22 protein-coding genes are annotated in these 26,151 nt (G+C 54.8%); 6 read left to right on the plus strand and 16 right to left on the minus strand.

Features of this window, described 5'->3' with window-relative positions; all coding sequences use genetic code 11:
- Positions 1-15: 15 nt before the first annotated feature.
- Positions 16-3,204 carry a carbohydrate binding domain-containing protein gene (locus tag B2310_RS01800; RefSeq protein ID WP_290728259.1) on the minus strand — a complete coding sequence of 1,063 codons (3,189 nt, stop codon included), beginning with the start codon at positions 3,202-3,204 and terminating at the stop codon, positions 16-18.
- A 100-nt stretch (positions 3,205-3,304) separates the two neighbouring features.
- Positions 3,305-4,042: a DsbA family protein gene (locus tag B2310_RS01805; RefSeq protein WP_173380803.1), complete on the minus strand. Its 738-nt coding sequence runs from the start codon at positions 4,040-4,042 to the stop codon at positions 3,305-3,307.
- Positions 4,043-4,178: 136 nt separating this feature from the next.
- On the opposite strand from B2310_RS01805, the gene xseA reads away from it, so the two are divergent.
- Positions 4,179-5,477: an exodeoxyribonuclease VII large subunit gene (gene xseA / locus B2310_RS01810; protein WP_290728261.1), complete on the plus strand. Its 1,299-nt coding sequence runs from the start codon at positions 4,179-4,181 to the stop codon at positions 5,475-5,477.
- On the opposite strand, the gene B2310_RS01815 is transcribed toward xseA, so the two are convergent.
- Positions 5,474-6,802: a bifunctional folylpolyglutamate synthase/dihydrofolate synthase gene (locus B2310_RS01815; RefSeq protein ID WP_290728263.1), complete on the minus strand. Its 1,329-nt coding sequence runs from the start codon at positions 6,800-6,802 to the stop codon at positions 5,474-5,476. The two genes, xseA and B2310_RS01815, sit on opposite strands and share 4 nt — an antisense overlap.
- Before the next feature lie 79 nt (positions 6,803-6,881).
- Here B2310_RS01815 and B2310_RS01820 point away from each other — a divergent pair, with 79 nt between their 5' ends.
- Complete coding sequence (locus B2310_RS01820) at positions 6,882-7,607, plus strand: endonuclease (RefSeq protein WP_290728265.1); 726 nt, start codon at positions 6,882-6,884, stop codon at positions 7,605-7,607.
- A 70-nt stretch (positions 7,608-7,677) separates the two neighbouring features.
- Here the strand turns inward: B2310_RS01820 and B2310_RS01825 are convergent, their stop codons facing one another.
- The 12 genes from B2310_RS01825 to B2310_RS01880 all read right to left on the minus strand — a co-directional run bounded on the left by B2310_RS01825 (position 7,678) and on the right by B2310_RS01880 (position 21,574).
- Positions 7,678-8,778: a type IV pilus twitching motility protein PilT gene (locus B2310_RS01825; RefSeq protein ID WP_073114012.1), complete on the minus strand. Its 1,101-nt coding sequence runs from the start codon at positions 8,776-8,778 to the stop codon at positions 7,678-7,680.
- Complete coding sequence (locus tag B2310_RS01830; protein ID WP_290728267.1) at positions 8,771-11,377, minus strand: tetratricopeptide repeat protein; 2,607 nt, start codon at positions 11,375-11,377, stop codon at positions 8,771-8,773. The genes B2310_RS01825 and B2310_RS01830 overlap by 8 nt, the downstream gene beginning before the upstream one ends.
- On the minus strand, positions 11,378-11,635 hold the full coding sequence (locus B2310_RS01835) for a Trm112 family protein (protein ID WP_173364981.1): 258 nt from the start codon (positions 11,633-11,635) through the stop codon (positions 11,378-11,380). It lies immediately after the preceding gene.
- Between the two features lie 78 nt (positions 11,636-11,713).
- Entirely contained in the window at positions 11,714-13,408 is a 1,695-nt protein-coding gene (locus B2310_RS01840; protein WP_290728269.1) for a glycosyltransferase family 2 protein, read from the minus strand.
- 3 nt (positions 13,409-13,411) lie between these two features.
- The gene (locus tag B2310_RS01845) at positions 13,412-14,125 is read right to left on the minus strand and encodes a polyprenol monophosphomannose synthase (protein WP_290728271.1); all 714 of its coding nucleotides are present in this window, start codon (positions 14,123-14,125) and stop codon (positions 13,412-13,414) included.
- 24 nt (positions 14,126-14,149) lie between these two features.
- Entirely contained in the window at positions 14,150-15,079 is a 930-nt protein-coding gene (locus B2310_RS01850) for a glycosyltransferase family 2 protein (RefSeq protein WP_290728273.1), read from the minus strand.
- Between the two features lie 13 nt (positions 15,080-15,092).
- Positions 15,093-18,221: a DUF2723 domain-containing protein gene (locus B2310_RS01855; RefSeq protein WP_290728275.1), complete on the minus strand. Its 3,129-nt coding sequence runs from the start codon at positions 18,219-18,221 to the stop codon at positions 15,093-15,095.
- Positions 18,222-18,223: 2 nt separating this feature from the next.
- On the minus strand, positions 18,224-18,661 hold the full coding sequence (gene nusB, locus B2310_RS01860) for a transcription antitermination factor NusB (RefSeq protein ID WP_290727054.1): 438 nt from the start codon (positions 18,659-18,661) through the stop codon (positions 18,224-18,226).
- A gap of 37 nt (positions 18,662-18,698) precedes the next feature.
- Positions 18,699-19,163, minus strand: a complete 465-nt coding sequence (ribH, locus tag B2310_RS01865) for a 6,7-dimethyl-8-ribityllumazine synthase (RefSeq protein WP_173380795.1) — start codon at positions 19,161-19,163, stop codon at positions 18,699-18,701.
- Between the two features lies 1 nt (position 19,164).
- Entirely contained in the window at positions 19,165-20,406 is a 1,242-nt protein-coding gene (locus B2310_RS01870; protein WP_097036473.1) for a bifunctional 3,4-dihydroxy-2-butanone-4-phosphate synthase/GTP cyclohydrolase II, read from the minus strand.
- On the minus strand, positions 20,393-20,992 hold the full coding sequence (locus tag B2310_RS01875) for a riboflavin synthase (protein ID WP_290728278.1): 600 nt from the start codon (positions 20,990-20,992) through the stop codon (positions 20,393-20,395). Before B2310_RS01875 ends, B2310_RS01870 begins: the two co-directional genes overlap by 14 nt.
- 195 nt (positions 20,993-21,187) lie before the next feature.
- Positions 21,188-21,574, minus strand: a complete 387-nt coding sequence (locus tag B2310_RS01880; protein WP_290728280.1) for a hypothetical protein — start codon at positions 21,572-21,574, stop codon at positions 21,188-21,190.
- Positions 21,575-21,781: 207 nt separating this feature from the next.
- Here B2310_RS01880 and fabF point away from each other — a divergent pair, with 207 nt between their 5' ends.
- Genes fabF through B2310_RS01900 form a run of 4 tightly spaced genes read left to right on the plus strand, consistent with a single transcriptional unit; the run spans position 21,782 to position 25,689 of the window.
- Complete coding sequence (gene fabF, locus B2310_RS01885) at positions 21,782-23,029, plus strand: beta-ketoacyl-ACP synthase II (protein ID WP_290728282.1); 1,248 nt, start codon at positions 21,782-21,784, stop codon at positions 23,027-23,029.
- A gap of 20 nt (positions 23,030-23,049) precedes the next feature.
- Positions 23,050-23,178 (plus strand): hypothetical protein, encoded by a 129-nt coding sequence (locus B2310_RS01890; RefSeq protein WP_290727049.1) that lies wholly within the window; start codon positions 23,050-23,052, stop codon positions 23,176-23,178.
- Between the two features lie 7 nt (positions 23,179-23,185).
- Positions 23,186-23,956 (plus strand): polysaccharide deacetylase family protein, encoded by a 771-nt coding sequence (locus tag B2310_RS01895; RefSeq protein WP_290728284.1) that lies wholly within the window; start codon positions 23,186-23,188, stop codon positions 23,954-23,956.
- Between the two features lie 23 nt (positions 23,957-23,979).
- Positions 23,980-25,689: an AMP-binding protein gene (locus B2310_RS01900; RefSeq protein WP_290728286.1), complete on the plus strand. Its 1,710-nt coding sequence runs from the start codon at positions 23,980-23,982 to the stop codon at positions 25,687-25,689.
- A gap of 61 nt (positions 25,690-25,750) precedes the next feature.
- On the opposite strand, the gene B2310_RS01905 is transcribed toward B2310_RS01900, so the two are convergent.
- Positions 25,751-26,056: a hypothetical protein gene (locus B2310_RS01905; protein ID WP_173364992.1), complete on the minus strand. Its 306-nt coding sequence runs from the start codon at positions 26,054-26,056 to the stop codon at positions 25,751-25,753.
- Positions 26,057-26,151: the final 95 nt, after the last annotated feature.

Here is a 26,151-nt window from a genome sequence, read left to right on the forward strand (position 1 = left end):
TGACGTCCTTATGTCTTACTCAATCGTGATGAGCGTGATGGTGCGCTTGCCGACCTTGATCGGCTTAGACACGTCAACACCCTTCTTGGCCTTCTTGGACGGGTCATTTTCCCAGCCGGCCTTGAGCTTTTCGGAGCTCTTGTCAAGCGTCTGGACAGTGGCCTTGCCCTTGAAGCCCGGAATGTCGAGCTTGAGTTCGTAGTCGCTGTACGGGCTCTTGTTGATTACGAGAAGGCTCTTCTTCTTGCCGTTTTCGGTGTAATAGGTCGTGATGAGCGATTCCTTGTCACCGGTAATCACGGTCTTGAGGAGCTTGCCGCGAAGAGCGTCAGAAGCCATCTGGAATGCCCAGTAGCTCGGGCGCGGGCAGTTCATGCACTCTTCGGCAGAACGGGTCAGGTAGCCGTAGTCACCGCCTTCCGGAGTGATGTCGTTGTGGATATCCCAGTACTGTGCGTTGTCCACGTTTTCGGTGGCAAGCATAGCGAGATAATCAGCAACGAACAGGCCATTTTCGAGAGCGATGGTCTGCGGACCCGGGTTGAAGTCCACGGAGTTCCATTCGGTGAGCCAGAGTTCGAACTTCTTGTCCTTGTTGAAGTGCTTGGTCCACTTGTCCACGAGCTTGTGCAGGCGGCTGTAGATAGGCACGAGATCCTGCGGGGCGCTGAGCATGGCGAAGTCGTTTTCTTCACCGTAGTGCTGCGGATAGTGGTGAACGATGATACCGTCGGCAATGTCGCCGGTTTCCTTGAGCACGTTATCGTTCCACTGACCGTCGAGAACGCCGAGCACCGCCACCTTGATGGTCGGGTCAACCTTCTTCATGGCCTCGATGAACTTGCGGGCGCGCTTACCATAGATGGTACCGCCGTCCTTACCGTACTTTTCGTAGTACGGGTGCCAGTTACCGTAGACTTCGTTACCGATTTCCCAGTACTTGATGCCGGCCTTCTTGTCGATGTTGGTGTGCTTCACCCAGGCAGCGGCTTCCTGTTCGGTGCCGGAACCGAAGTTGACAGTGAACATGGCGTTGGAGCCGGTCTTCTTGAGCCATTCGAGGAATTCGTCGGTATCGACCATCCAGTCCTTGTTATCGAGGATTTCCTTCCAGTGGTCGTCATCGGCACGGAGGCCACCCGGGTAACGGATGATGCCGTGGTTGATGCGCTTCACGTAGTCACGGGTCTGCACCTTGAACTTCGGATTGTCAAGCATGTCGCCATCCCAGAGGGCAGCGTTGATACCGAAGAGGCCGCCCGAGATGTTCGGGTTGATCACGTCGCCGGTACCCTTCACGTCGACCTTCACAACAGCCGGACGAGCGGCAGCCTTGACTTCGCGCTGGTTGGTTAGCTTGATGTTGTCGATTTCGAAGGAGCCGTTAGAACCTTCTCCACCCGGTTTGAAGTCGAGGGAAACAACGCCCTTGAGGTCAAACACGCCGTTTTCCTTGGCGGTAGGCGGCTGGTAATACGGGAACTTGCTGAAGGTGCGGAACGGCACAATCACAGTGGTGCGGCCGCGCGGCACACCGGTGTTGGACACGAAGAGTTCGTTACCGGCGTCACCGATCTGGACCGTGATGGACTGCCATGCACGTTCGGAGTAGACGTCGAACATGATGCCCCAGTGGTTCGTCCAGTCGCGCTGCTTGGCGTCATGGTTAGCGCCATTCTTGGTGAAGTCGAGCACGACGTCCACCCAGTCAGACATTTCGAAGTGCTTCACGTTGAGGGAGTTGCCATCGAGCTTGGAGGTCTTGAACGGCATTTCCACTTCGACCTTGGACTTCGGGCCCTTGGACGGTTCCCAGTTGTCCTTGGTGAACTTGCCTTCGAAATCGGAAATCACGACATCCGGAGTCTTGTTCTTCCAGCTGTCCCACTTGATATCCGGGTCAACCCAGTCGATGGTTTCGGTGAAGGTGATCTGGTCCACAAAGATGGTCACAGGAGCCGGCTTGCCCGGTTCGCCCTGGTTTTCACCCTTGCCCACGGAGAAGCGGATTTCCTGGATCTTGTTCCACTGCACATCCTTGGCGACTTCGGCCTGCTTGTTAGCATCCCAAGCCTTACCCTTGTCGTTGAACTTCTTGAGAGGAATCTTCACGAGCTTCCAGTCAGTGCCGACCTTCGCGCCCTCGATCCAGTCGTTGAGGCTAATCTTGGTCTGGCTCTTGATGTCGTTGCCCTGGTTGTCGAGGATACCGACGTACACCTTTTCGCCGCCGAGCTTACCCTTGATCCAGAAGTAGAGACCGCCCTTGTTGCGGACCTTGGAAAGGTCGATGTACTTGCCTTCGCCAATGGAGTAGGTCACACCGGACCAGTCGTTGTTGTCGATGTAAAGGGCGAGCACGTTCGAGTTGCCCGGAGTCTTGGATTCGGCTTCGCGCTGGGCGGAAAGGCCACCGTAGCTGTAGCTGAAGCCCTTGACGCGGTTGTCGTAGAAGATGCCGTTTGCAACCGGCTTGACCTTGCCATCAAGCTTTTCAGGATTCTTCGGGCCGTTGATGACGTCCTCGTTTTCATCCCAGTAAACAATCTTCTTCTTCGGAGGGGCCTTCTTGCCAGTCTTCACGATTTCGATGTTGTCCACCCAGATTTCGAAATCCTTTGCGGAACCCTTGTCGATGGAGAGACGGATAGCGTAAATCTTCTTCCAATCGATACGGGCCGGGAATTCGGACTTGCGGGTGTTGTCCCAGTAGAGACCGCGGTCCGGGAAGTCCACGAGAGGAATGGAAACCTTCTTCCAGTCCGTCGTGATAGAGCCGCCTTCGATATACTTGTTGACAGTGAGCTTGACCTGCGTTTCCTTGCCGTCGGAATTCTTTTCGTCGAGAAGGCCAACGATAAGGGCTTCGCCGCCCTTCTTGCCCTTGACCATGAACTCGAGCTTGCCGTCAAGCATGACCTTGTCCATGTCAAAGAAGAAGTCATTCTTCAAGCAAATCTGGGCGCCGGAATATTCGCTCGGATCGAGTTTGAGGTTAAGAGCCGCCTTAGACTTGAAACCGTTCTTGGCATCGATGGAAAAGCCCTTGCTTTTGCCACCGTACGCATAGGTATCTCCGCCTTCGGGCATCTCTTCGTTGAAGAACTTGTAAGGAACTACGCGAGGAGGTTTCGGCTGAGCCATTGCTGCCACGCTCGCACCCAGGAGGATGACGGACGCGACTTTCAATGTTTGCTTTATCATATGTCGTTTCCTTGTTTGTTGTTTGTTTTGCCTTAAATTTAAACTTTTAGCACAAAAAAGGGCACACGCCTAGACGTTTAAGCGTGCACACCAGAAAACACTACTTGGCTTCCTTGAGCATCTTTTCGACGAGATCCGGGGAGAAGCGGTCCTGGCGCTTGCCGTTGATGTAGAAGTTCGGGGTTCCCTGCACGCCGACCTGCACACCCAGCTTGAAATCCTTGTCAATGCGGGCTTCCATGGCAGAATCGAGGACCATGTCCTTCTTGAACTTTTCGACGTCGAGGCCGACTTCTTTGGCGACGGCGAGGTAAGTAGAATCGGAAAGTTCGCGGCTATGCGGAGCGAGGGCGTAGCGGTATTCCCAGAACTTACCCTGCTTCTGGGCTGCGATGGCGGAAGCCGCGGCGGCCTTCGCGTTGGAGTGGAAGCTGAGCGGGAAGTGCTTGTACACGAACTTGATCTGGTCCGGATACTTCTCGTTGAGTTCCTTCATGACAGGAGCGATACGGGAGCAGTACGGGCACTGGAATTCGGTAAATTCAACAATCGTGAGCTTCGGGTTCTTGGTGTTGCCGAAAACCGGGCTGTCCTCGTCGGGGATGTCCCAGACCTTGTTGGCCTCTTCCATTTCCTTCTTGGCATCTTCGAGGGACATGCCGGCGCGCTTTTCGAGAATGTAGGCAACCGCTTCCATGTTGGCTTCCATTTCGGCCACCTTCTTTTCGAGGGAGTCGAGGCGGGCCTGCTGGTTGAAGGAACCACCGGCAGAGGCCTGGTTGCAAGCGACGAGACTAGCGGCAAGAATTGCCATAGCGACGATAGAGATACGTTTCATGTTTATCCTTTTAGTTGAAACAAATTGTCCAGCAGGCGAAGTCCGCCCGCGTTTTGAAGGAAATATATAAAATAGTGGTCAGCGGATAGCAGCATTTGTTCGATGTTTTATGGCATAAATTGCTATTCTTGCAGCCATGGAACAGCCCGTGCGCACATTCTCCGTCATGCAGTACATGACCTCTATCCGCAACAAGCTCGCCGACACTCCGGCCGTTTGGGTTCACGGGGTTATCACGCAAATAGCCGAAAAGCAAAAAGTTGTTTACATGAGCATCGCGGACTTCGCCGAAGGCGACGTAAGGCCCATCGCGACCATTTCGCTCAGCTGTTTCGCGGGCCAGTTCGCCGCCCTCCGGCAAAAGACCGAAAACGCACCGACGCCGTTCGTCATCAAGGAACAGCTCAAGGTTTGCCTGCTCATCCAGGCTGACGTATATATCCCCTTCGGCAAGCTGCAGGCGCGCGTACTCGACATCGACCCGGTGTACACGCTCGGGGAACTTGCGGTCACGAAAGCGGCAATCCTCAAAAAACTCGCTCTCGAAGGACTGCTCGAAAAGAACAAGTCGATAGAACTCCCGCAGATGCCCCTTTGCGTAGGGCTCGTGACAGGCGAAGGAACTGCCGCCTACAAGGATTTCACCACGAGGCTCGCCGCATCGCCGTTCAAGTTCAGGGTCATACCCGCATTTGCAAAGATGCAGGGGAACGACACAGAATCGAGCGTACTTGCGGCACTCGATACCCTGCGCGAAAACAGCGAAATCGACGTGGTGTGCATCGTGCGCGGGGGCGGCGCAAAGACAGACCTCAACTATTTCGATAGCGAGGCGCTCTGCCGCGCGGTCGCGAACTACCCCATCCCTGTATTCACGGGCATCGGACATGAAATAGACAAGAGCCTCCTCGACGAGGTGGCATGCGTTTCATGCATCACGCCCACCGACTGCGCCAAGCGGCTTGTGGAACGCGCCCAGGAAAGCTGGAGCAACCTTGTAGAAACAGCACGGAGGATTGCCGATTCCACGCGCAGCCTACTTTCCGAAAGCAAGCAGGAGCTCGGCATGGCCGCCACAAGGCTGCAACAGCGGGTCACCTCGCGCATCCAGGGAGAAAAAACGCGGCATGCCGTTGTTCTCTCTACCCTGCAAAAGGATTCGCACTTCTTGGTAAAAGAAGAACTAGCAAGGCTCGACCGCAATACCGAAGGCCTGAGACAGGGAACCCGCAAGATTCTCGACCTTGCAGATTCGGAGTATAGACTCATTGAATTGCGGGTAAAGAATGCCGACCCCGAGACAGCCCTTGCAAAAGGCTACACGCTCACGCTGGATAAAAACGGAAAGTTTGTCCGCAACGCATCGCAACTCAAGTCTGGCGATACACTCACCACAAAATTCAGGGACGGAACGGTAGAATCTACCGTGCGTTAGCGGTGTTCGTTTGTCGTGGGTTCAAGCCCGCGGAAGAACTCGAGTTCCGTAAATTCATCGCGGAGCAACTGGATGCTCGCACCAATCATGTAGAGGCTGCCCGTAATCAGGAGCGGGGAATCATTTAGCTTATCGGCACCGCAATCGTTCAGGACCTTATCCAGGTATTCGCGGGAAAGTTCGCCCTCGCTTGCGACATAGAGGTCAAGCGCCTGCATTTCGTTACGCAGGTCAGCAAGTTCACGGAAGCGCGGGTACGGCGTCCTCGTTATATGCCAGCGGGCGACATGAGGCGCCATAAGTTTGAGCATCTCCCCCACATCCTTATCCTTGAGGGCGCCAAACAGGCAGTGGAACTTTTTCCCTGGATAATACTCGCGCAAGGTTTCTACCAGGCGGCGAACCGCATGCGAATTGTGGGCCCCGTCCAGAATAACGCGTATCCTGCCGTCCGGGCCAGCAAGCAGTTGCATGCGGCCTGCCCACGAGCGTGTCGCAAGAGTCTTGAGCGCGAGGGAATCGTCATAATTTATCGCGCCATTTATTGTTCCTGCAAGATGCGCAACGTTTATAAACTGCGCGGCGGCCACAAGCGAGAGGCTCGCATTTTCGATGTAATGGCGCCCGAGATTCGGGAGCACGATGTCGCCACGAATTTCAGGGACAATACACTTGCACCCGAGAGCAGCCGCATATCCGCGCGCCTCTTCGAGCAAGGCACCCGAAATTCCGCCAACGATAAACGTCTTCCCGCGTGCAACTTCGCGCGTCTCTCCCACGACCCCCATCTTCTCGCGGAGAATCGCCGATTCCGTAGGCCCCAAAACCTCGGTGTGCTCGAGCCCGATGCTCGTCACGACCGCAATCTCGCCACCCGCAACAGCGGTGCTATCGAGGCGACCGCCCATACCCGCCTCGAGAACGGCGACATCAATCTTCTGCTCCGCATAGTAGAGGAAGGCGACCAGAGTCAGGACTTCAAAGAACGTGGGCTCGACCGCAGTGCTTTCTGCGGCGGCCTTCACTTTTAAAAGCAACCGGTCCAAATCTTCTGCCGGAATGGGAACGTCGTCAATCCGGATACGCTCCCGCAGGCTTACCAGGTGCGGGCTCACGTACAGGCCCGTCTTGAGCCCGTGCGCCTGCAATACGCCCGCGAGGTAATAACTGGTGGAGCCCTTCCCGTTCGTGCCGACCACGTGAATCGACCTGAACTTTTTTTCGGGATTGCCGAGCGCGGCACAAAGCGCACGCGTCGATTCGAGCCCGGGAACCATCCCGAACATCAGGCGCGATTCCAGATATTCCATACCGATGGATTGCATGGGCACAAATTTAGAATTTCGGCATCAAACATTACAAAGCATTATCTATATTCACAACGATTACATCACGGTTTTTATTATGAAATTATTAGGCCCTATCCTGGTTCTGGCGGCGCTTTCGTCTATTGTATTTGCGCGCGTTGACCCGACTGCCGCACCCCGGCATTACAACTACCGCGATGCAAGCAAGCAAATGAGGCGCGTCTATTACGGCGAACTGCAGGAGACTCTCTACTGCGGCTGCAAATACGACGACAAGAAGAACGTCGACTTTAACAGTTGCGATTTCAAGCCGCGCGAAAACCCGAACCGCAAGAGCTTCAAGCGAGCAGAACGCATCGAGTGGGAACACATGGTGACAGCACACAACATGGGGCACTTTTTGCCCTGCTGGAAGGACGGCGGCCGCAAGAACTGCAGTGCGAACGACACGACATTCAAGCTGATGGAAGGCGACATGCACAACCTCTACCCCGCTATCGGCGAGGTGAACGGAGACCGCAACAACTTCATGTACAGCCAGTGGACCAACAATCCCGAGCCCATGTACGGCGGCTGCAAGACCATCGTCGACTTTAAGGAAAAAAAGGCGCAGCCCCGCGAAGAGGCCCGCGGAATCATCGCCCGCGCAAGCTTCTACATGGAAAAGACCTACGGCGTAAAGCTATCGAATCAGGACCGCAAGCTCTTCGAAGCCTGGAACAAGATGTACCCCGTCACCGAAAAGGAATGCGAACGCGACCGCCGCATCTTCAAGGTACAAGGCGACCACAACCCCTTCGTGTACGAAAAATGCCCGCAGTAATGCAGGCATGATGATTCTAGTAGATACACTTGCCTTACTTCGTAAGGCTGCGGTATGACTCTGAGTAAAACTACATCCAGCCGCGGTCGGACGTACCAGAAATACCGCGAATCTTAAGATCGAAGTCATCCTTGTTCGTGGCGGCATTCATTGCGGTCTCAAGCGAAATCTGCTCCGTCTTGTAAAGTTCGAGCAGAGCCTGGTCGAACGTCTGGCTATGATACTGCATGTGGCCTTCGGCAATGGCGTGTTCCACCAGCGAAAGCTTGTCCTTGTCACGGATGTATTCCTTGATGGCAGCAGTATTCACAAGTACCTCAGCGGCGGGCACGCGGCCCTTGCCATCGGCAGTCGGCAACAAGCGCAGCGAAATAATACCCGCAAGCACTTCAGAAAGGAGAATACGGATTTCGTCGTGCTGGTGCGGCGGGTACATCGAAAGCACACGCTGAATCGTTTCGGTCGCGTTCGTCGTATGGATGGTCGCAAACACCATGTGGCCCGTATCGGCCGCAGTCAGCGCAATCTGCATCGTCTCGAGGTCACGGACTTCGCCCACCAGGAGCACGTCCGGGTCCTGACGGAGGGCGGCGCGCAGGGCGTTCGCGTACGAAAGCGTATCCACGCCAATCTCGCGCTGCGAAATGATGGACTTGTTGTCGCGGTAAAGGTATTCAATCGGGTCTTCGACGGTAATGATGTTCACCGCTTCCGTCTGGTTGATGTAGTCCAGCATGGAAGCAAGCGTCGTCGACTTACCCGAACCCGTCGTTCCCGTAACGAGCACAAGGCCACGGCGAGTAAGCGCAAGGTCACGGATAACTTCGGGCAAGTGAAGTTCCTCGAATGCAGGAATCTTCGCCTTGATGTGACGAATCACCATGGCAATCGTGCCGCGCTGGCGGAAAACGTTCACACGGAAACGGCCCATGTCGCGGGCGCCCACGGCAAAGTCGCATTCCTTGTTCGTCTCGAAACGGTTTTTCTGGTCGCGGTTCATGATATCGTCCATGAAGGAATCCATCATGCCGGCATCCACACGCGTTTCGAACAACTTTGTCAGTGCACCGTTAATACGGTAAATCGGAGGAACGCCCGTACGGATGTGCAAGTCAGAAGCCTTGTTCTCGACCATCGCACGAAGCAGCTGCTCGATTCTCAAATCAGCCATTCTGTTCGCCTCCGAACTTGGAATCGTAGGCCTTCTGGACTTCGGCCAAACGCTTGGCTATAGCCTCGTTTTCGGGATCTTTGCTCGCCAAGTCCCTGTACATGTCGAGAGCCTTGTCGTAGTAGCCCTGTTCAAAATAAATTTCAGCAAGAGTCTGCGTGTTCCTACTCGGGTCTATTTCGGAAGGCAGCTTGTCCAAAGGAACATTCGGATCCGAAACAAGTCCGGCAACGACTTCGTCATCGGAATCCCCCGACATCAGGAAATCCATCCCCTTGTTGTTCGGGAGCGATTCCTTTTCATCGAGAGAATCGTCATCGGTGTTGAAGAGTTCCTTGAACGCACCGGAGAATTCGGATTCAAGACTTTCGTGATCCGTCGAAGATTCCACGACTTCCTGCGCAACATCGGCATCCGCGGTCGGAGCAGATTCTTCAGCGGGAATATCCTTGGCAGGTTCAGATTCTGCAACAGAATCGTCTTCACCAAACAGGCTGCTGAACGACTTGTCCAAATCCGATTCGAGAGTCGGATCGGCAAGCGGCGCTTCTTCAATAGCAGCACCCGTGTCTTCCTGCGAAGCCACAGCCTCCTGTTCCGGAAGTTCCGCAGACGCATCAGCATTGGATTCATCTACCGGCAAATCATCGTCATCGGCGAACAGCGTCGAGAAGGCGTCTCCCATTTCCTTGGAAAGCGAATCCTCATCATTTAATTTGTTTTCATCAGCAACAGATTCGACCTTTTCTTCTTCGGGAGCACTTTCTACAAGGGAGTCCTCGGCCACAGCTTCGGGCATATCCGATGCAGGGGCATGTTCTTCCGGAAGTTCGTCATCATCGGCAAAGAGAGCGTCAAGAGCACTTTGCACATGGATACCGCCATCATCAGCTACTTCGGGCTCTGCAACAGACGGTTCTTCGGCAATAGTTTGTTCAACTACAGGTTCTTCGACAGCAGGTTCCTCGGCATTCGTTTCCTCGACAACCGGTTCTTCCGCAGCGGGTTCTTCCACAGCGGTCTCTTCAGCAGCAAGTTCCTCGGGAACCGCTTCTTCTTCGGCCGGCAGTTCGAGCGATTCGTCCTCGGAAGCCTTTTCCTCGCCGAACGTCAGGTCTTCGCTATCGAGATCCAACACGTCATCCGCAGCGGGAGCCTCAGTTGCAGGAGCATCCTCGACCGGCAGATCAAGTCCCAGGGAGAATTCATCCTCATTTGCAGAAGCATCCTCGGCAGCCGGTTCAGCAGGCTTTTCTTCGGGAAGTTCATCCTCGCCAAAGATATCGTTGAACGCGCTGTCCAAGCTCTGCGGCTTGTCGGCTTCCGGCTCCTCCAGTTCGGGCTCGTCGAGCTTCAGAGAATCCTCATCAGAGCCCACGCCCATATCGGCATCCGCCGACTTTTCGAAGAGACCCGAACCAAACGAGGATTCTTCAGGAGCAGGCGTAGATTCCAGTGCCGGAGCGGAAGAGGGCAATTCTTCGGGAAGTTCGTCTTCGCCGAAGATATCGCCAAACGCATCGTCAATGCTCTGCGGCTTGTCCTCGACATTCTCCGAACCGAAAACATCCTCGTCCTTGGGTTGCGGAGCCACGGGTTCGTCGTCCAGGCTCGTCGGCAAATCCATCTGTGCAAACGGAGAAGACGGAGCGGAAGACTGAGACGATTCCGTTTCAAGATCATCGCTTTCGTCACCAAAGAAATTCGAGAACGCGGAATCCACGTCATTGCCGGAGATTTCTTCGCTCGGAGCGGCATCCTCGTCGAGAGTAATGTCCGTCTCGGCAGAATCCAGCGCGGAATTCAGCGAGTTCTCCAGGGTATCCATCGCAGATTCATCGACGGAGTCATCTTCAACACCAAGCGACTTCAACGAAGCGAACGGATCGTCGTCCGCCATGGAGAACGGAGAGGCCGGCTTGGCTGGTTCGGCGGGTTCCTCGGTCAGCGTAAATTCCGGAGCAGGCTCCTCGGCCGGAGTATCGATATCCATGTCGAGGGACTTGTCGAAAAGGGAATCCGATTCTTCCGCAGCAGGCGCTTCGGTTTCGGCAGAGGCCGTTTCCATCTCGGGCTCGGCAGCCACGTCTGCAGCAGCATCCATATCGGGCATCGCAAAGTCGGCCTCCCCCAGGGCTGCAGCACCGGCAACGGCGGCAGCACCCAAGGTTTCAGGAACAGCTTCGTATTCTTCTTTCCAGAACGTATCGAGCGGATCCATATCGTGAACACGGCGATAGCAGCGGTTGCGGTTTCCCGTATTTTCCTGCGCTTCCTCTTCCCCGGCAGCAAGGCCAATCAGCTGATCGTAAGCATCGCCCATGCGCTTCTGCGCCGAAAGGCAGAACGGATCCTTTTCCAGGACGCGCTTGCATTCTTCGACACAATCCAGGAATTTGCCCTGCTGGAACAAAATCTTGGCGCGAACCAGCATGCCGGGAATGTCGCCCGGATAAAGCTGCAGACCGGCATCCACGCGGGCAAGCGCATTGTCGACGTCTCCCGCCATGAACTCATAGTCGGCAAGCCAGGAGAAAGCCATAGACTTCGCCTTCTTCTTGCCAATAGACTTTTTCAGGGTATCCAGTGTAACGGCCATTTATCCCTCCAAGGGAAGCAAGATCGCTTCGTCCGTCAAAAGAACAGGAATTCCTTCGCGAACGATATAGGCACGGGAGCCCGCCTCGTTCACAAGGACCTCGGTCAAAGTTTCAGAAATCTTTTCGCCAGCCGCATTCTTGAGGGTTCCTGCGGCACCGGCCTTGTTGATGCTCGCCAAAAGGGCGTCATCTGCCATACGGAGTTTACCCCGAGTCTCGGGGCAGCAAAGAATATCCAAGAGTTTATAGTCGAACATAAAGCCTTTATAATCAACAACTTATAGTTGATATAAAAATAACTCTATTTTCGAGAAAAGGATAACCGGAGAGGGCTTTTAGTGCAGATATTTGAGGTCTACGAGGGCAAAATTGCCATTTTTGCCGTTTCCGATGAGCAAATATACCCTCAGGCCGAGCTTATCGAGCCAATTGATGTCAAAATCCTCGCGATAACCCGAGAAATTGGACACGACCAGGAGTTCGCGGCAGCCGGTACGGTTGCAAATGGATTCCATATCCGAAAGCGGCCCCAGGAGGTGCTGACGGTTTTCTGCGCTAATCTTATCGGGTTCGCCGCTCACGCAACCGAGAATCTCGATTCCCGGAATCACGTTGTAGCTGTCGAACCAGTTGGTAAGCGAATCCTCGCGGCCACCGAGCAGAATGGAACGGTGACGCTTCTTGGCAAAGATGCGGTAGAAATAGTTTATCCAAAATGCGATACGGCGCCAGGCAAGGAGCGCAAGCGGGATAAAGAGGCTGGAGCAGATAGTCCACACAATCAAATGCGGATCGTACGGCCAATAATTATTGCCGCCTTCCGACACGACGGGCATCTGCGTGAAGTAACGGAAAGCCTCGTACCCGCCCACCGTAAGCAGGTTCAGCGGAATCAGGTAACGCAGGAACTTTTCGCCCTTGAGGCTAGATTCCGTATACTCCCCACGGAAAATAAGGAACGCAAAGTTCACGACAACCACCAGGCCAACAAGCCACCAGTCTTCGAACTGGGCAAAATCCATAATGGAATGTTTTATAACCTCACTCGTCCCGGCACACCCACTTTCGAGGCAACTGGAATCATGGAAGCACACATCGGACACAACGCTTGTGTGGTTCAGGAACGAAAACGCCCACAGCGCCACAACGCCCAGGTCGAGGAACATCTTCCAGAACTTCGGAATCAAGCGCGAGAACATGCCCACGAACGCCGCAAATAAAATACCGAAAGACACGAGGAAATTCGGGACAAAGTAAAGGTCCTTGTGTTTTTTCACAAAGATAAGCATCGCCTTGTAGAAGTCCACATAGGAACCCCAACGGCGCGTGCGGCAGCTCTGGCCCTTGAAATGCAGAATGTTCGTGACCGGTGTGTAATAGTTCTTGAGCCCCATTTTCTTTGTTCTAAAACAGAGGTCCAAGTCTTCACCATACATGAAGTAATCTTCATCAAAGCCGTTCAGCTTTTCATAGACATCTCGACGGATGCAGAAGAACGAGCCGCTAATGGCATCGACTTCAATCATCTCGTCCGGATCGGCGTACGTCATGTTGTAGCTGGCAAGCGTCTTGCTCTTCGGGAACATCGCCGCAAGGCCAATCGTCTTGGAAACAGCGGAAACAATTGTCGGGAAAGAACGGCGGCAAGCCCACTGGAGCGTTCCGTCTTCGTTCAGGATGCGGCAGCCGACCGTCCCCGCTTCCGGGTGTTCTTCCATGAACTTGAGCATTTCGCGGAAGGCGTTCTTCGAGATAATCGTATCAGGATTGATGAAGAACAGGTACGGCTTTGTCGCATGCTTTTCGGCAAAGTTACAACCTTTACCAAAGCCCAGGTTTTCCTTGGAATCAATCCATTCCACTTCGGGGAAGAACTGCCTGATTTCGGGTAGAATCGGTTCGACCGAGCCATTATCAAGCACAATCACCTGCGCATCGATTCCCTCGCACGCATCTCGGACCGATTTCAGGCATGCAGGAATGAAATCGCAGGAATTGTAGGCAACAATGATAATGGAACAGGAATACATGCGCTATGCGAGTCCCAACCTGAGCTTAAGAACCAGGAAGAAGGCTTCGGAGATAATGCCACCGCTCATCTTGGAGGTTCCGCGCGTGCGATCGGTAAACACGATGGGAATTTCCTTCACGCGGAGTCCCTTTTTCCAAATCTTGAAGGTCGTCTCTATCTGGAAGCAGTATCCATCGCTCTTCATCTTGTCGAGGTTCAGCGCCTGCAGGGCCTCGCGACGGAAACACTTGAAGCCACCCGTCGCATCGCTAATCGGAAGGCCCGTCACGATGCGCGTGTACACGTTCGCTCCGTAGCTCAGGATAAGGCGGCGCAAGTCCCAGTTCACCACGCTGATGCGGTGATTCTGGTAGCGGCTACCGAGAACCAGGTCCGATTCCTCGGCGGCTTCGAGGAACCTGTTCAAGTCCGTGGGAGCATGACTAAAGTCGGCATCCATCTCGAATACGCGTTCGTAGTCGCGTTCCAAAGCCCACTTGAAACCAGTCACATAGGCAGAACCGAGCCCCATCTTGCCCTTGCGGCGAATCAGGTGCACGCGAGGATTCTTCCTAGACTCCTCATCGACCATGTCGCCCGTACCGTCGGGACTGCCATCATCGACAACGAGCACCTCGAGGCACGCGTTCTGTTCGAGAATCGCCGAAATGATAAGAAGGATGTTTTCCTTCTCGTTATAGGTAGGGACAATGACTAAGCTCTTCGGAAATGCCATATTCTAACTCCAATACGCAACAATCTACAAATCTGCACCGCCAAAAGTTTCGGCAACTGGATAAATCCGCCGCTTGCGGCCATTCAACATCTCGGCCAGAAGCCCCAGCGAGAAGAATTGCACGCTCATCACAAGCGAAAAGCCACCCGCAAGCAGGAGCGGACGCACATGCATGGCACCCGTCTGCAACCATTCATAGCCGAAGTAGCCGCAGACGCCCAGACCGAGCAGCATGAACACGAGCCCGATAAGCCCGAAGAAATGCAGGGGCTTGGTCGAGAAGCTGCGCATGAACATGAGCGAAATCAAGTCGAGGAAACCGGACACGAGGCGCGACACGCCGTATTTCGATACGCCGTGGACACGGGCCCTGTGCGCGACCGGCATCTCCGTAATGCGGAAGCCCTGCCACTTGGCCATCACGGGAATAAAGCGGTGGTAGTCGCCATAGAGTTCGATGTAGCGGACCACGGAACTGCGGTACGCCTTGATGCCGCAGTTAAAATCGTGCAGGCGCTGGCCGCACACCATGGACACGGTCAGGTTGAACAGCTTGGAGGGCCACGTCTTGTGCCAGGGATCGAGACGACGGATTTTCCAGCCCGAAACCAGGTCGTAGCCATCATCCAGAATCTTGATCATCTTCGGAATTTCGAGCGGGTCATCCTGCAGGTCGCCATCGAGGGTAGCCACGTAGCGGCCGCGGGCCTTCGAGAAACCGACAGCAAGGGCATCGGCCTTGCCGCAGTTGAACTGGAAGCGAATACCGCGCATGAACGGATATTCCTTAGAAAGGTTTTCCAGCACTTCCCAAGTATTGTCGCGGCTTCCGTCATCTATAACGATGACTTCATATTCGAAGCCCGTCGGCGCAAGCGCGTCAACGATTTCCTTAAAGAGTTCCGGAAGATTCTCGCTCTCTTCCTTGACAGGAATGACTAGGCTTAAATCCATTTTCGCCTCCGGACTACTTCACCGCCGCAACGACCGTGGGTGAATCCACCTTCGCAGAATCGGCCTGAACGCTATCTGCTGCGGCCGGAACAATTTCATCGACCGTCATCGGCTTCGCAGGACTGTTCTTGATTTGCTCAACACTCATCTTCAATCGGTAGAGTCCCACATCGTCATACTCCGAAACGCTCTTCAAGCCCTGTTCCAGAGCATCCAGCGCTTTCTGCTTCTCGCCCACGATGTCGTAGACAAAACCGGCGGCCCAGTAGCAGCGCCATTCCTGCGGGAACTGCTTCATGCCAAGTTCCAGATACTTGACGGACGATGCCGCAAGTTTTTCCGCCTCGGCCTTCATTTCCGCGGTAAACGGCTTCTGGACACGGAGAGACGCAATCTTTTCGCGGGCAGCGAACGATATCTGGAGGTAGAGCGACACATAGCTCGAAAGGAGCCTTGATGTCTCGTCGTTGATGAACGCAGTACCATCGCCTAAGCCACGGAACTTGAAAACGCTGTCAATCAAGCCCGAGGCGTAGGCAACATCAAACTCGTTACGCTTGGGATTGAGATCGCCCTTGATAAAGTTGTAGACGAGACCTTCCTGCACCATGTACTTTTCGAGGCCCATGAAATTGGAGGTTCCGACCGTCGTCGAAATCTCGATGGGCTTGTCCATGTTCTGGAGCGCGAGGTCAAGAACCAGCTTGTGCTGCGTAAGCATCACGCCACTGCGGGTGCGGGCAGCCCATTCAACAAAGGCATCCCAAATCTGGTAGTGGGTCTTGAACGTATACAACTTCACGGAATCTTCTGCCGAAAGCTGCTGACCTTCCATCTGCTCGATGCGGCTCTTGAGCTGCGGCATGAGGCGGTTAGCCCTGTTCACCCAAGTCGCGACAGAATGGTTCGGATTCTGGGCGGAGCTGTTGTCGAGCACCATGTCGCTGTCAATCGTCTTCTTGTCGTAAGACAACTTGAGAATCGGTTCGTTGACGAGCATCTGCTTGATGTACCAGTCGGTATTGCCCAGCGAGAGGTTCACCACGCGCACGTCCTTGCGAACACCGGCAACTTCCTGAGCAAACCACAGCGGGAAGGTATCGTTATCGCCGTTCGTAAAGAGGATAGCGTTCGGGCGGCAGCTGTTGAGCAGGTTATAGGCGTAATCCCACGGGACCCACAGACCAGAACGGTCGTGTTCCTTGTAGTTCGAAACACAAGGAACAAGGAAGGACACCAGGACAAGCGCGGCGGCCACGGGAGCCGCGATCGAAGCATAGGCACCGGTAGCACACGTAAGCACCAGGATACCCGCGCCGACGCCCAAAATCATGCTCATGAAGATGAATGCGGGCGTGTAGAAATAATCACGTTCACGCACTTCCATATGCACGGGGTCGGGGAACGGAGCGCGCAGGCCACGCTGAGCAAAACCGCTCTCGATTTTCTTCCAGTTGACCCATGCCGTCGAATGCTCTGCCTTGTCGACGACTCGTTCGTACTTTGCGATTTCCGCAGCGGATGCCCCACGATTGCGCAGGGATTCGATGCTCAACTTGGCGTGTTCGATTTCCTGACGGAGGTCGATGAGCTCGTTCGGGTCGGGCACCTTCGAAATTCCGGCACCAACAGCATTCAAATCGGACACATTGCGTGTCATCACGCTTACCCAGTAATCGTGTTCACGCTGTTCCATGCGGGTTCCGTCTGCAAAGTTGATGTAGAACAGAAGCCCAAGGCTGCACAATCCATAAAGCACCGAAAGGTAAATGCCCAGATGCTTATTATGCCTATAGACGAATACGCAGACAAGAACCAGGAGGCCATTAAAGATAAGGAATATGAGCAGTTGCGGGAATATTTTGTCGCCCATCGTGCTCATCTGCGTCGAGAACTTGAGGCCTAATCTTTCCAGCGGCACATTCTCGGACTTATCAAAGCTATAGACGCCGTTCGAATAATTGACACCGCCCACCTTGTAAGGCAGATACTGAGCCATCTGGTAACCACCGTAGCTCATGTTCGGGAACGAGAGCACCTGGTGCGCAAGCTGCGAGCGACGGTAGAAAGCGCGGGTGAGCATGCTTTCGGAACCGTACTGCTTACGTTCTACGAAGTTATTGAACGCGACCCAGTTTTCGCCCTTGAACAGGTTGCCGAGCTGGAGGTTGCCCTGGTCATCGCGAATGTTGATTTCCGGGTCGTTCTCGTCAATAATCGGGTTGAGTTCCGAACGGATGGGAATGTAGAGGTGCGTGCTGTAGCCGACAAGCGCAAAGAACGCAAAGGCGAGCGAAAGGCGGATAGCCTTGTTCACGTTCGGAGAGAACGGTTTCGCCAACGTCAACACAGCAAGAACGATGAGACAGGCCAAGGAAATTTCGATGAAAGCCGAGACCATGTATATCACGGAGCAGAGGAGCGTTCCCGTAATCCAAATGGGCAGACGTTCCAGGATCTTCTTGGGCTGGGCAACAAGCAGGAGCACAAACACTGCAGGAACCGTGAGCATCGTATAAAGATGGGCACCCACACCGAGGAAGGCGATATAGCAGATGAAAATCAGGAGCTTGTCGCTGCCTTCGTCTTCGCGATTCTTGTACCACAAAAGTCCGAGGTAAGAGATAAGCATCAGGATAAACATGGCAACGCCGTAAACTTCGGCTTCGACCGCGTTGAACCAGAACGTATCGGAGAAGGTGAGAAGAAAACCGGCAACAAGGGCTGCAGAACCGAGCACGATGGTGCGAGCCTTGCCGTCTAACTTGTCGGACAGCTTGCTAAAGATGGGACGACCGAGCTTGTCCGCATCCGTTTTGACGGAATCGATAACGGAGGCAAGGAGCTCCCAAGCAAAGAGGGCCGTGATATAGACCGTAGCCGCAGAACTGAACACCGAGATGTAGTTCACCCGCTTCGCAATTTCTTCGACGAACGGAAGCAACACGATGACCGCACGGGCCAAGAACACGAAGAAAGGCGTTCCTGGAGGATGCGGGATGCCCAAGGTATTCGCGCAAGCGACAAATTCGCCACAATCCCAGAAACTGACCGTAGGAGCCATCGTCAATGCATAGACGATGAGAGCGACAAGCCCTGCAATCCCAGCAAAGATATGCTTCATCCATTTTTCCTTAATCATCACTAATTCTCCTTTTCCTGAGATTTAGAAACCATTCCACGCGCCTGAATGAACCCAGACATGAGGCCGTTGATAAATGCTCCCGAGTTATCCGTGCTGTACTTGTTCGCGATTTGAACGGCCTCGGTAATCGCAACCTTCATCGGAATATCCGCCACGTAAAGAAGTTCGACCATCGCTATCCGGGCTACAATCCGGTCCAATTTTGCCATACGCTCGATTTCCCAGTGCGCGGAGGCGGTCTTGATATTCTCATCAAGTTCGTCGTGGTGCGCCTGAACCAGGTCCACAAGCTTCATCCCATATTTTTTCTGTTCGTCATCCAGGGGCTGGCTTTCGAGAATTCCCGGAAGCGCCTCCCCCGCCGTCTGGCCCGTGATTTCCATGGAATACAGGAGCTGCATCGCAAAGACTCGGGCTGGTCGAAAACTTTTCTGCATAATCGTAATCTTTTAGTCTTTAATTGTTAGATGGACTCTAGATAGATTTGTAAAGGTTTGCCATCTCCACTGCGGTGGAAGCCCAGTTTGCACCGAGGTTCCCCGCCTTGAGGCCAGCGCGGTTCATCGCCTGGTCCACGGTATCGGTCGTGAGGATTCCGAGAATCACGGGGAGCTTGCCTTCGGCAGCGATGCTTGCGACACCGCCGGTAGAAGCGTTCACCACCACGTCGTAGTGGCTCGTCTCGCCGCGGATTACGGCACCGATGGCCATCACTGCACTGTACTTCTTGGAATCGGCGAGCCTGCGGCAAACGCCCGGGAGTTCGAATGCGCCCGGAACGCGCACGACAGTCACGTCCTTCTCGGCAACGCCCAGCAGTTCGAGCTGGCGGAGCGCCCCCTCCAGGAGCTTGTCGGTCACCACCTCGTTAAAGCGGGCGACCGCGATTGCAATCTTGAGGCCAGAGCCATTCAGGGAATTCTTGATTTCTTTAGCCATCTTATTTTTCCTCTTTCAAATTCTCTTCGGGCACCGCGCCATCGATATGCAGCTGGTGACCCATTTTTTTCTGCTTGGTGAGCAGGTAGAACAGGTTTTCCTTGTTCGGCTTGATTTCTATGGGAACGCGCTCCACAATCTTAAGCCCGTAGGCGGTAATGCCCGAAATCTTGCTCGGGTTGTTGGTCAAGAGGCGCATTTCCTTCACGCCGAGGTCGGCAAGGATCTGCGCGCCCGTACCGTACTGGCGGAGGTCCGACTTGAACCCGAGGTGCAGATTCGCCTCGACCGTGTCCATGCCCTTTTCCTGCAGTTCGTAGGCACGCAACTTGTTGCAGAGGCCAATGCCCCTACCCTCCTGCCCGCGCATGTACAGGAACACGCCGCCGTGTTCGCCGATGAACTTCATGGCGGCGGCGAGCTGTTCGCCGCAATCGCAACGCAGACTGCCAAAAATATCGCCCGTCAAGCATTCGCTGTGTACGCGCACGTAAACAGGCTTGCTGAAGTCGGGGTTACCCGCGACCCACGCCACGTGTTCCACGCCGTCGGTCTTGCTCTTGTAGGCGTATGCGGTAAAGTCGCCGTACTTGGTACTCACATGCGGGGCGGCCACGCGCTGCACCAGTTTCTCGTTCTTGAGGCGGTAGTCGATGAGGTCGCGGATGGAGATAATCTTGAAGCCGAACTTCTTCGCCACTTCCTGAAGTTGCGGCATGCGGGCCATGGTGCCGTCCTCGTTCATGATTTCGATAAGGGCGGCGGCGGGCCTTAGTCCGGCAAGTTTTGCGAGGTCAACGGCTGCTTCGGTATGGCCTGCACGGCGAAGCACGCCTTCTTCCTGCGCGTAGAGGGGCGAAATATGCCCCGGACGGCCAAAATCGCTCGGCTTGGAAGCAGGGTCCGAAAGGGCAAGAATCGTCGCCGCACGGTCGTGGGCGGAAACACCCGTAGTGCAGCCTTCAATCTTGTCCACCATGATGGTGAACGGCGTACCCAGAATCGAGGTATTTTCCGCAGTCTGGCGGGTCAAATTCAGTTCATGGCAGCGCTGGATGGGCAGCGGGCAGCAAAGCACGCCACGGCCCTCGTGGAGCATGAAGTTCACCTTCTCGGGCGTAATCTTTTCGGCGGCGATGACGAAATCGCCCTCGTTCTCGCGGTCTTCGTCGTCGACCACAATCAAGAACTTGCCGTTCTTAAAATCTTCAATGGCCTCTTCAATCGTATTAAGCAAGGTCACGTTCCTTCAGATAATTTTCAATGTACTTGCCGAGCATGTCGACTTCCACGTTCACGATGGTCCCGGCAACCCAGTTACGCAGGTTCGTGCGGGCAAGGGTTTCCGGTATGATGCACACGCGGATGGAATCCTCGAACTTCTCGGCGACCGTAAGGCTGATGCCGTTCAGGGAGACGGAACCGCGGCGGATAATGTAGCGCTTGAGGTCCGCAGGCATCTTGAGGTCGACTTCCACGCCCGTTTCGCGCGGAACCACCTGGATGACCTCGGTAACGCAGTCCACATGGCCCATCACGAAGTGCCCGCCCATAAAGCTATCGGCACGGCACGGAAGTTCCAGATTGACCAATTTACCGACTGCGGCCTGCTTGAAGGCGGTATTTTCGACCGTCTGGTGCATCAGGCAAAAAACAGCTTCATCATCGGTACAAGATTCAACAGAAAGGCACACACCGTCGTTCGCGACGCTATCGCCCAGTTTGCAATTCTTGAAAAATCCCGGCGACCTGAGGCGCATCGAAAGCGCATCGCCTCGAGACTCTATCGAGACGATTTCGCCGGTAGATTGGATAATTCCCGTAAACATACGCCGGCAAATATAGAAAAAGGCGAGTGCTGCGCCAACACAAGCATTGCGTTGGCATAGCCGAGCCGATCTATATGCGTCCTGAAAGGACGCCATTTAGAAAAAAAAGCGTATGCGCAGGGGCAAAATATTAGTTTACCCCATATAAAAAGACCCGGCATTACCGCCGGGCCCTTTAAAGAAGGAGCATCGCTCTTACTTGGAGAGCTGATCCACTTGCGCGGTAATTTCATCGCAGGACTTTTCCACATCGTCCTCGGTATAGGAATAAACTGTGTAGTCAACGCCATCAAGCTTGCCATCGCAAGACTTCTTGGAACCGCTGGGGCAGCTGGAACCGGTCTTGGCGGCATCATCGATGCCAAGGGCTTTCAGCATTTCGCCAGCCTTGCCGCAAGCATTAGTCATCTTGGTCTGGTCAGCAGATTCTGCACAAATGTTGAGGTCTCCGAGAAGCGCCCCCAGATTGGCCTTGACTTCGCAAGAGTAGGTCTTGTCAGAAGCGCTGGTAGAATCGTCGTCGTCACAGGCGGTGAACATGGCTGCAGCGGCGATTGCTGTGCAAATCAATAATTTTTTCATGATATGTTTCTCCTTTAAGTTGTTCGAGACTAAATATAACCAAAAAAAAGCCCGCACGTTCCTTTTTTCAATTTTTCATATAATTACAAAAACATTTCAAAAATCTTACACACGCATCGTTTTCGCCATTTTCATCTTCTGAACGCCCCCAAATCCGCCATTCGCCCAAAAAAACTATCTTTGGATTGATAAGAAACAAGGATCTCCATGAGAAGAAGAGTTGTCATTACCGGCCTCGGCGCCGTGACCCCCGTTGGTAAATCAGTCCCCGAAATGTGGAACGCCATCCGCGAAGGCAAGTGCGGTATCGGCCCCATCACGCAGTTCGATGCAAGCAACTGCCCCGTGAAAATCGCAGCCGAAGTGAAGGACTTCAAGCCCGAAGAACACGGTTTGGACCCGAAAGAAGCACGCCGCATGGCGCGCTTCACGCAGTTCCTAGTCGGGGCAGCCAACGAGGCGGTCAAGGACGCAAGCCTCAGCCGCGAACAGCTCGCCGAGGACACCACCGGAATCGTGGCCGGCAACGGTCTATCCGGCATGGACATCCTCGACGAAACCTACAACAAGTATATCGAGGGCGGCAAGCGCAGGGTTTCCCCGCTCGCCATGCCGGAACTCATCCCGAACGAGGCATGCGCGAACGTCTCCATCGCCCTCGGGATTACGGGACTCGCCCACACGGTCTGCACCGCCTGTGCCTCCGGCACAGACGCCATCGGGGTCGCACTGGATTCCATCCGCTCGGGCAGGCTCGACGTGTGCCTTGCAGGAGGCTCCGAAAGCGGGATTACCGAATATTCCATCAAGAGTTTTGCGGGCATGCACGCCCTCACCGACAAGTTCAACGACGACCCCACGAAGGCGTCGCGCCCGTTCGACAAAGACCGTAGCGGCTTTGTCATGGGCGAAGGCGGTGCTGTGATGGTGCTGGAAGAACTCGAGCACGCAAAGGCCCGCGGGGCAAAGATCTACGCGGAACTTGCGGGCTATGGCGCCTCTGCGGACGCATACCACATCACGAGCCCGCGCCCGGGTGGAGAAACCTGCGCAAAGGCCATGACCCGCGCCCTGAAGGATGCCGATGTCGACCCCACCGACGTGGACTACTACAACGCGCACGGCACCTCGACGCACCTGAACGACCTCACCGAGACGCAGATGCTGAAAATCGCGCTCGGCGAGCACGCCTACAAGATCAAGGTGTCGAGTACCAAGAGCATGACCGGCCACTGCGTGGGCGCCGCAGGCGTCATCGAGGCCATCATCTCGACACTCGCCGTGCAGGACTCGTTCTACCCCGCGACCATCAACCTCGACAACCCCGACCCGGAATGCGACCTCGACTACGTGCCGCACAAGGGCATCGAAGGCAACATCGACGTCGCCGTATCCGCATCGCTCGGGTTCGGCGGCCACAACGGCGTGGTTGTCATCAAGAAATTCAAGGAATAACCAGAATCAAGGAGCGACATATGTCCGACTGGCTGTTTAAATCGTGGCTCAAGATTTCCGCACTGACGGCAATCCTGTTCTTCTTTTATCACCTTTTCATTTCGCAGAAACTCGAGGAAGAATCCTTCACATCTAGCAAGGACAAGTAGGTAACCCATGGAACAGAACAAGGACATCCTCGACATCCAGGCGGCCGAAGCGAACCAACACAAGAAGAAAAAGTTCATCCTGTGCTACCACAGCTTCAGCGCGACGAACTTCAAGAGAGCCCGCACGCAAATCCGTAAACTTGCGGACGCCGCAGGTTCGCCCATAAGCATCGCAGTCGTGCCCTCCATCGGGGCCGTGCCCGAATCCGAGGCGGACGAATTCCGCGAAGAACTCGAGAAGTTCGTGAAAGAAGGCTACGAGATTATGCTCCACGGTGCCCGCCACCGCGCAGACCTCTTTATCAAGCGTAGCCTGCAGGGCAAGTTCGCCCTCTGGATTTCGAACAACGAGGCCGAATTCGCTGGCCTGAACGAGCGACTCACGCAGACGCTCCTCAAGCGCAGCCTAGCCCTCTGGAACGCCCACGGCACCGAGAAGCCCTCCGGGTTCATTCCGCCCATCTGGTTCGGCAACAAGTACCTCAAGAACCTCGCCCTCGACATCTTCGACTACTACGAGGATTACCACGGCATCTACCAGAAGACGGAAAGCGGAATCAAGAAGACCAAGTCAAGGCCGCTCAGTTTTTCCATCTACCCGCCCGCGATGCTCGGAATCGTGCAGACCTACGCCTGCCTCCGCATGCTCCTGCCGGGTGGCACGCACCGCCTGGTGTTCCACGACAAGGATTTCAGGACCATCGGCGAAAAACGCATTTTGAACATGGTCCGCTACATTTCCACCATGCGCGAAAAAATCATGTACAGGGATCTCTAAAACCAATACGACAGGATTCGAACATGATGTTAAGCAAGTTTCTTTCCCGTATCGAATTCGATTCGTACGAGGACCTCTACAAGAATTTCAAGATAACTATCCCGGAAGACTTCAACTTCGCCTACGACGTGGTTGACGAATACGCGAAGACCGAACCCAAGCGCGAAGCCCTCGTGTGGTGCGACGACAACGACGAAAGCCACATCTACACGTTCAAGGACCTCTCGCTCGCTTCCCAGCGCACCGCGAACTTCCTAAAGGAACAGGGAATCAAGAAAGGCGACCGCGTGATGCTCATCCTGCGCCGCCGCTACGAGTTCTGGTTCTTCCTCCTGGCGCTCCACCGCATTGGCGCGATTGCAATACCCGCGACGAACATGCTCGCCGAAGAAGACCTGGAATACCGCTTCAACGCGGCCGAAATCAAGATGGTCGTGAGTTACGACGAACCCTCGCTGCAAAAGGAAGTGGACAAGGCAAAAACAAAATGCCCGTCCGTCGAAAAGCTCGTGACCGTAGGCCAGACCGCCCGCCAGAACTGGGTAAGCTTCTACGACGACTACGAAATATTCCCCGCCAGGTTCCCGCGCCCCGAAGGCGAAGAGGCGACCCACAACGACGACATCATGATCGTGTACTTCACGAGCGGTACGAGTTCGAACCCGAAGATGGTGGCGCACACGTTCACCTACCCGCTTGGCCACATCGTGACGGCAAAGTACTGGCAGCACGTCGTGGACGGGGGCAGGCACCTCACCGTCGCGGAGACTGGCTGGGCCAAGGCCCTCTGGGGCAAGATATACGGGCAGTGGATTGCGGGTAGCGCAGTGTTCACCTACGACATGAAGGTGTTCATCCCGGGCAAGCTGCTCGAGAAGATGGCGGAATACAAGGTGACCACGTTCTGCGCGCCGCCCACCGTCTACCGCTACATATTGCACCACGGACTGAGCCATTACGACCTTTCGAGCCTCCAGTACTGCACCACCGCAGGCGAATCGCTCAACACCGACATCTACAACAAGTTCTACGAGCAGACGGGAATACGCTTGCAGGAAGGCTACGGCCAGACGGAACTCACGCTTACCACAGGCAACTTCGGGTTCACCGAACCGCGTCCGGGTTCCATCGGCATGCCCTCCCCGGGATACCGCATGGAAATCGTGGATGCCGAAGGCAAGCCCTGCGCCACCGACGAGGTGGGCGAACTCATCATCAAGATTGACCAGGGTAAACCCTTCGGCATGTTCGGCGGCTACTACCGCGACCCGGAACGCACAGAGAAGGTGTTCGAGGGCGGAGTCTACCATACGGGCGACACCGCCACCCGCGACAAGGATGGATACCTGTGGTTCGTGGGCCGCACCGACGACCTCATCAAGAGTTCGGGTTACCGCATCAGCCCCTTCGAGGTGGAAGAAGTGCTCCACAAGCACCCCGCCGTCCTTGAAGTGGCGGTGACGGGCGTCGAGGACAAGGACCGCGGCCAAGCCGTGAAGGCGACCGTCGTCTTGAAGAAGGGCTACGAGGCATCGAAGGAACTCGCGAAGGAAATGCAGCTTTTCGCGAAGAACGTCGCGGCCTCCTACAAGAGCCCGCGCATCATCGACTTCGTGACGGAACTGCCCAAGACGATTAGCGGAAAGATTCGCCGCGCCACCATCCGCGACAAAGACAAGGCAGACGCTTCGGCCGAAGCCGAGGCCACCGAACAGGCACCCGAAGAAAAATAGATTCGGTATACAAAAAGAGACGCCCCCACGGGGCGTCTCTTTTTTCAAAAGTGTCAAGGTTTTACTTTTCAGCAGCGAACTTCTTGGAAGCGGCCTTGACCTTAGGGTCGTTCTGGGCTTCCTTGATCTTCTGCTTGATGCCGTCCTCGATCTGCTTCTTGAGCTTGGCGGCGAGGGCGGGGAAACGGTCTTCCAGGGAATCACTGAAGACGGCCGGTTTCTTGGCGGAAGGAGCGGCACCCTTGCGCTTGGCGTTCAACGGGCGCTTCTTCTTGGCCGGGGCCTTCTTTTCTTGAGCTTTTTCTGTGGATTTCGGTTCCTGAGGCTTGACTTCTTCTGTGGTTTTGACTTCTGTTTCTTCTGCCATGATGTACCTCTTGGAAAATGTCTATCGACAATGATGTTAATTTGACGCGCGCAAAGATAGCAAAAAAACGCTAATTTTGCAAGTACGGTCTTTCG

Origin of the sequence: Fibrobacter sp. UBA3629, assembly GCF_002374005.1 — a bacterium.
Lineage (GTDB): Bacteria > Fibrobacterota > Fibrobacteria > Fibrobacterales > Fibrobacteraceae > Fibrobacter.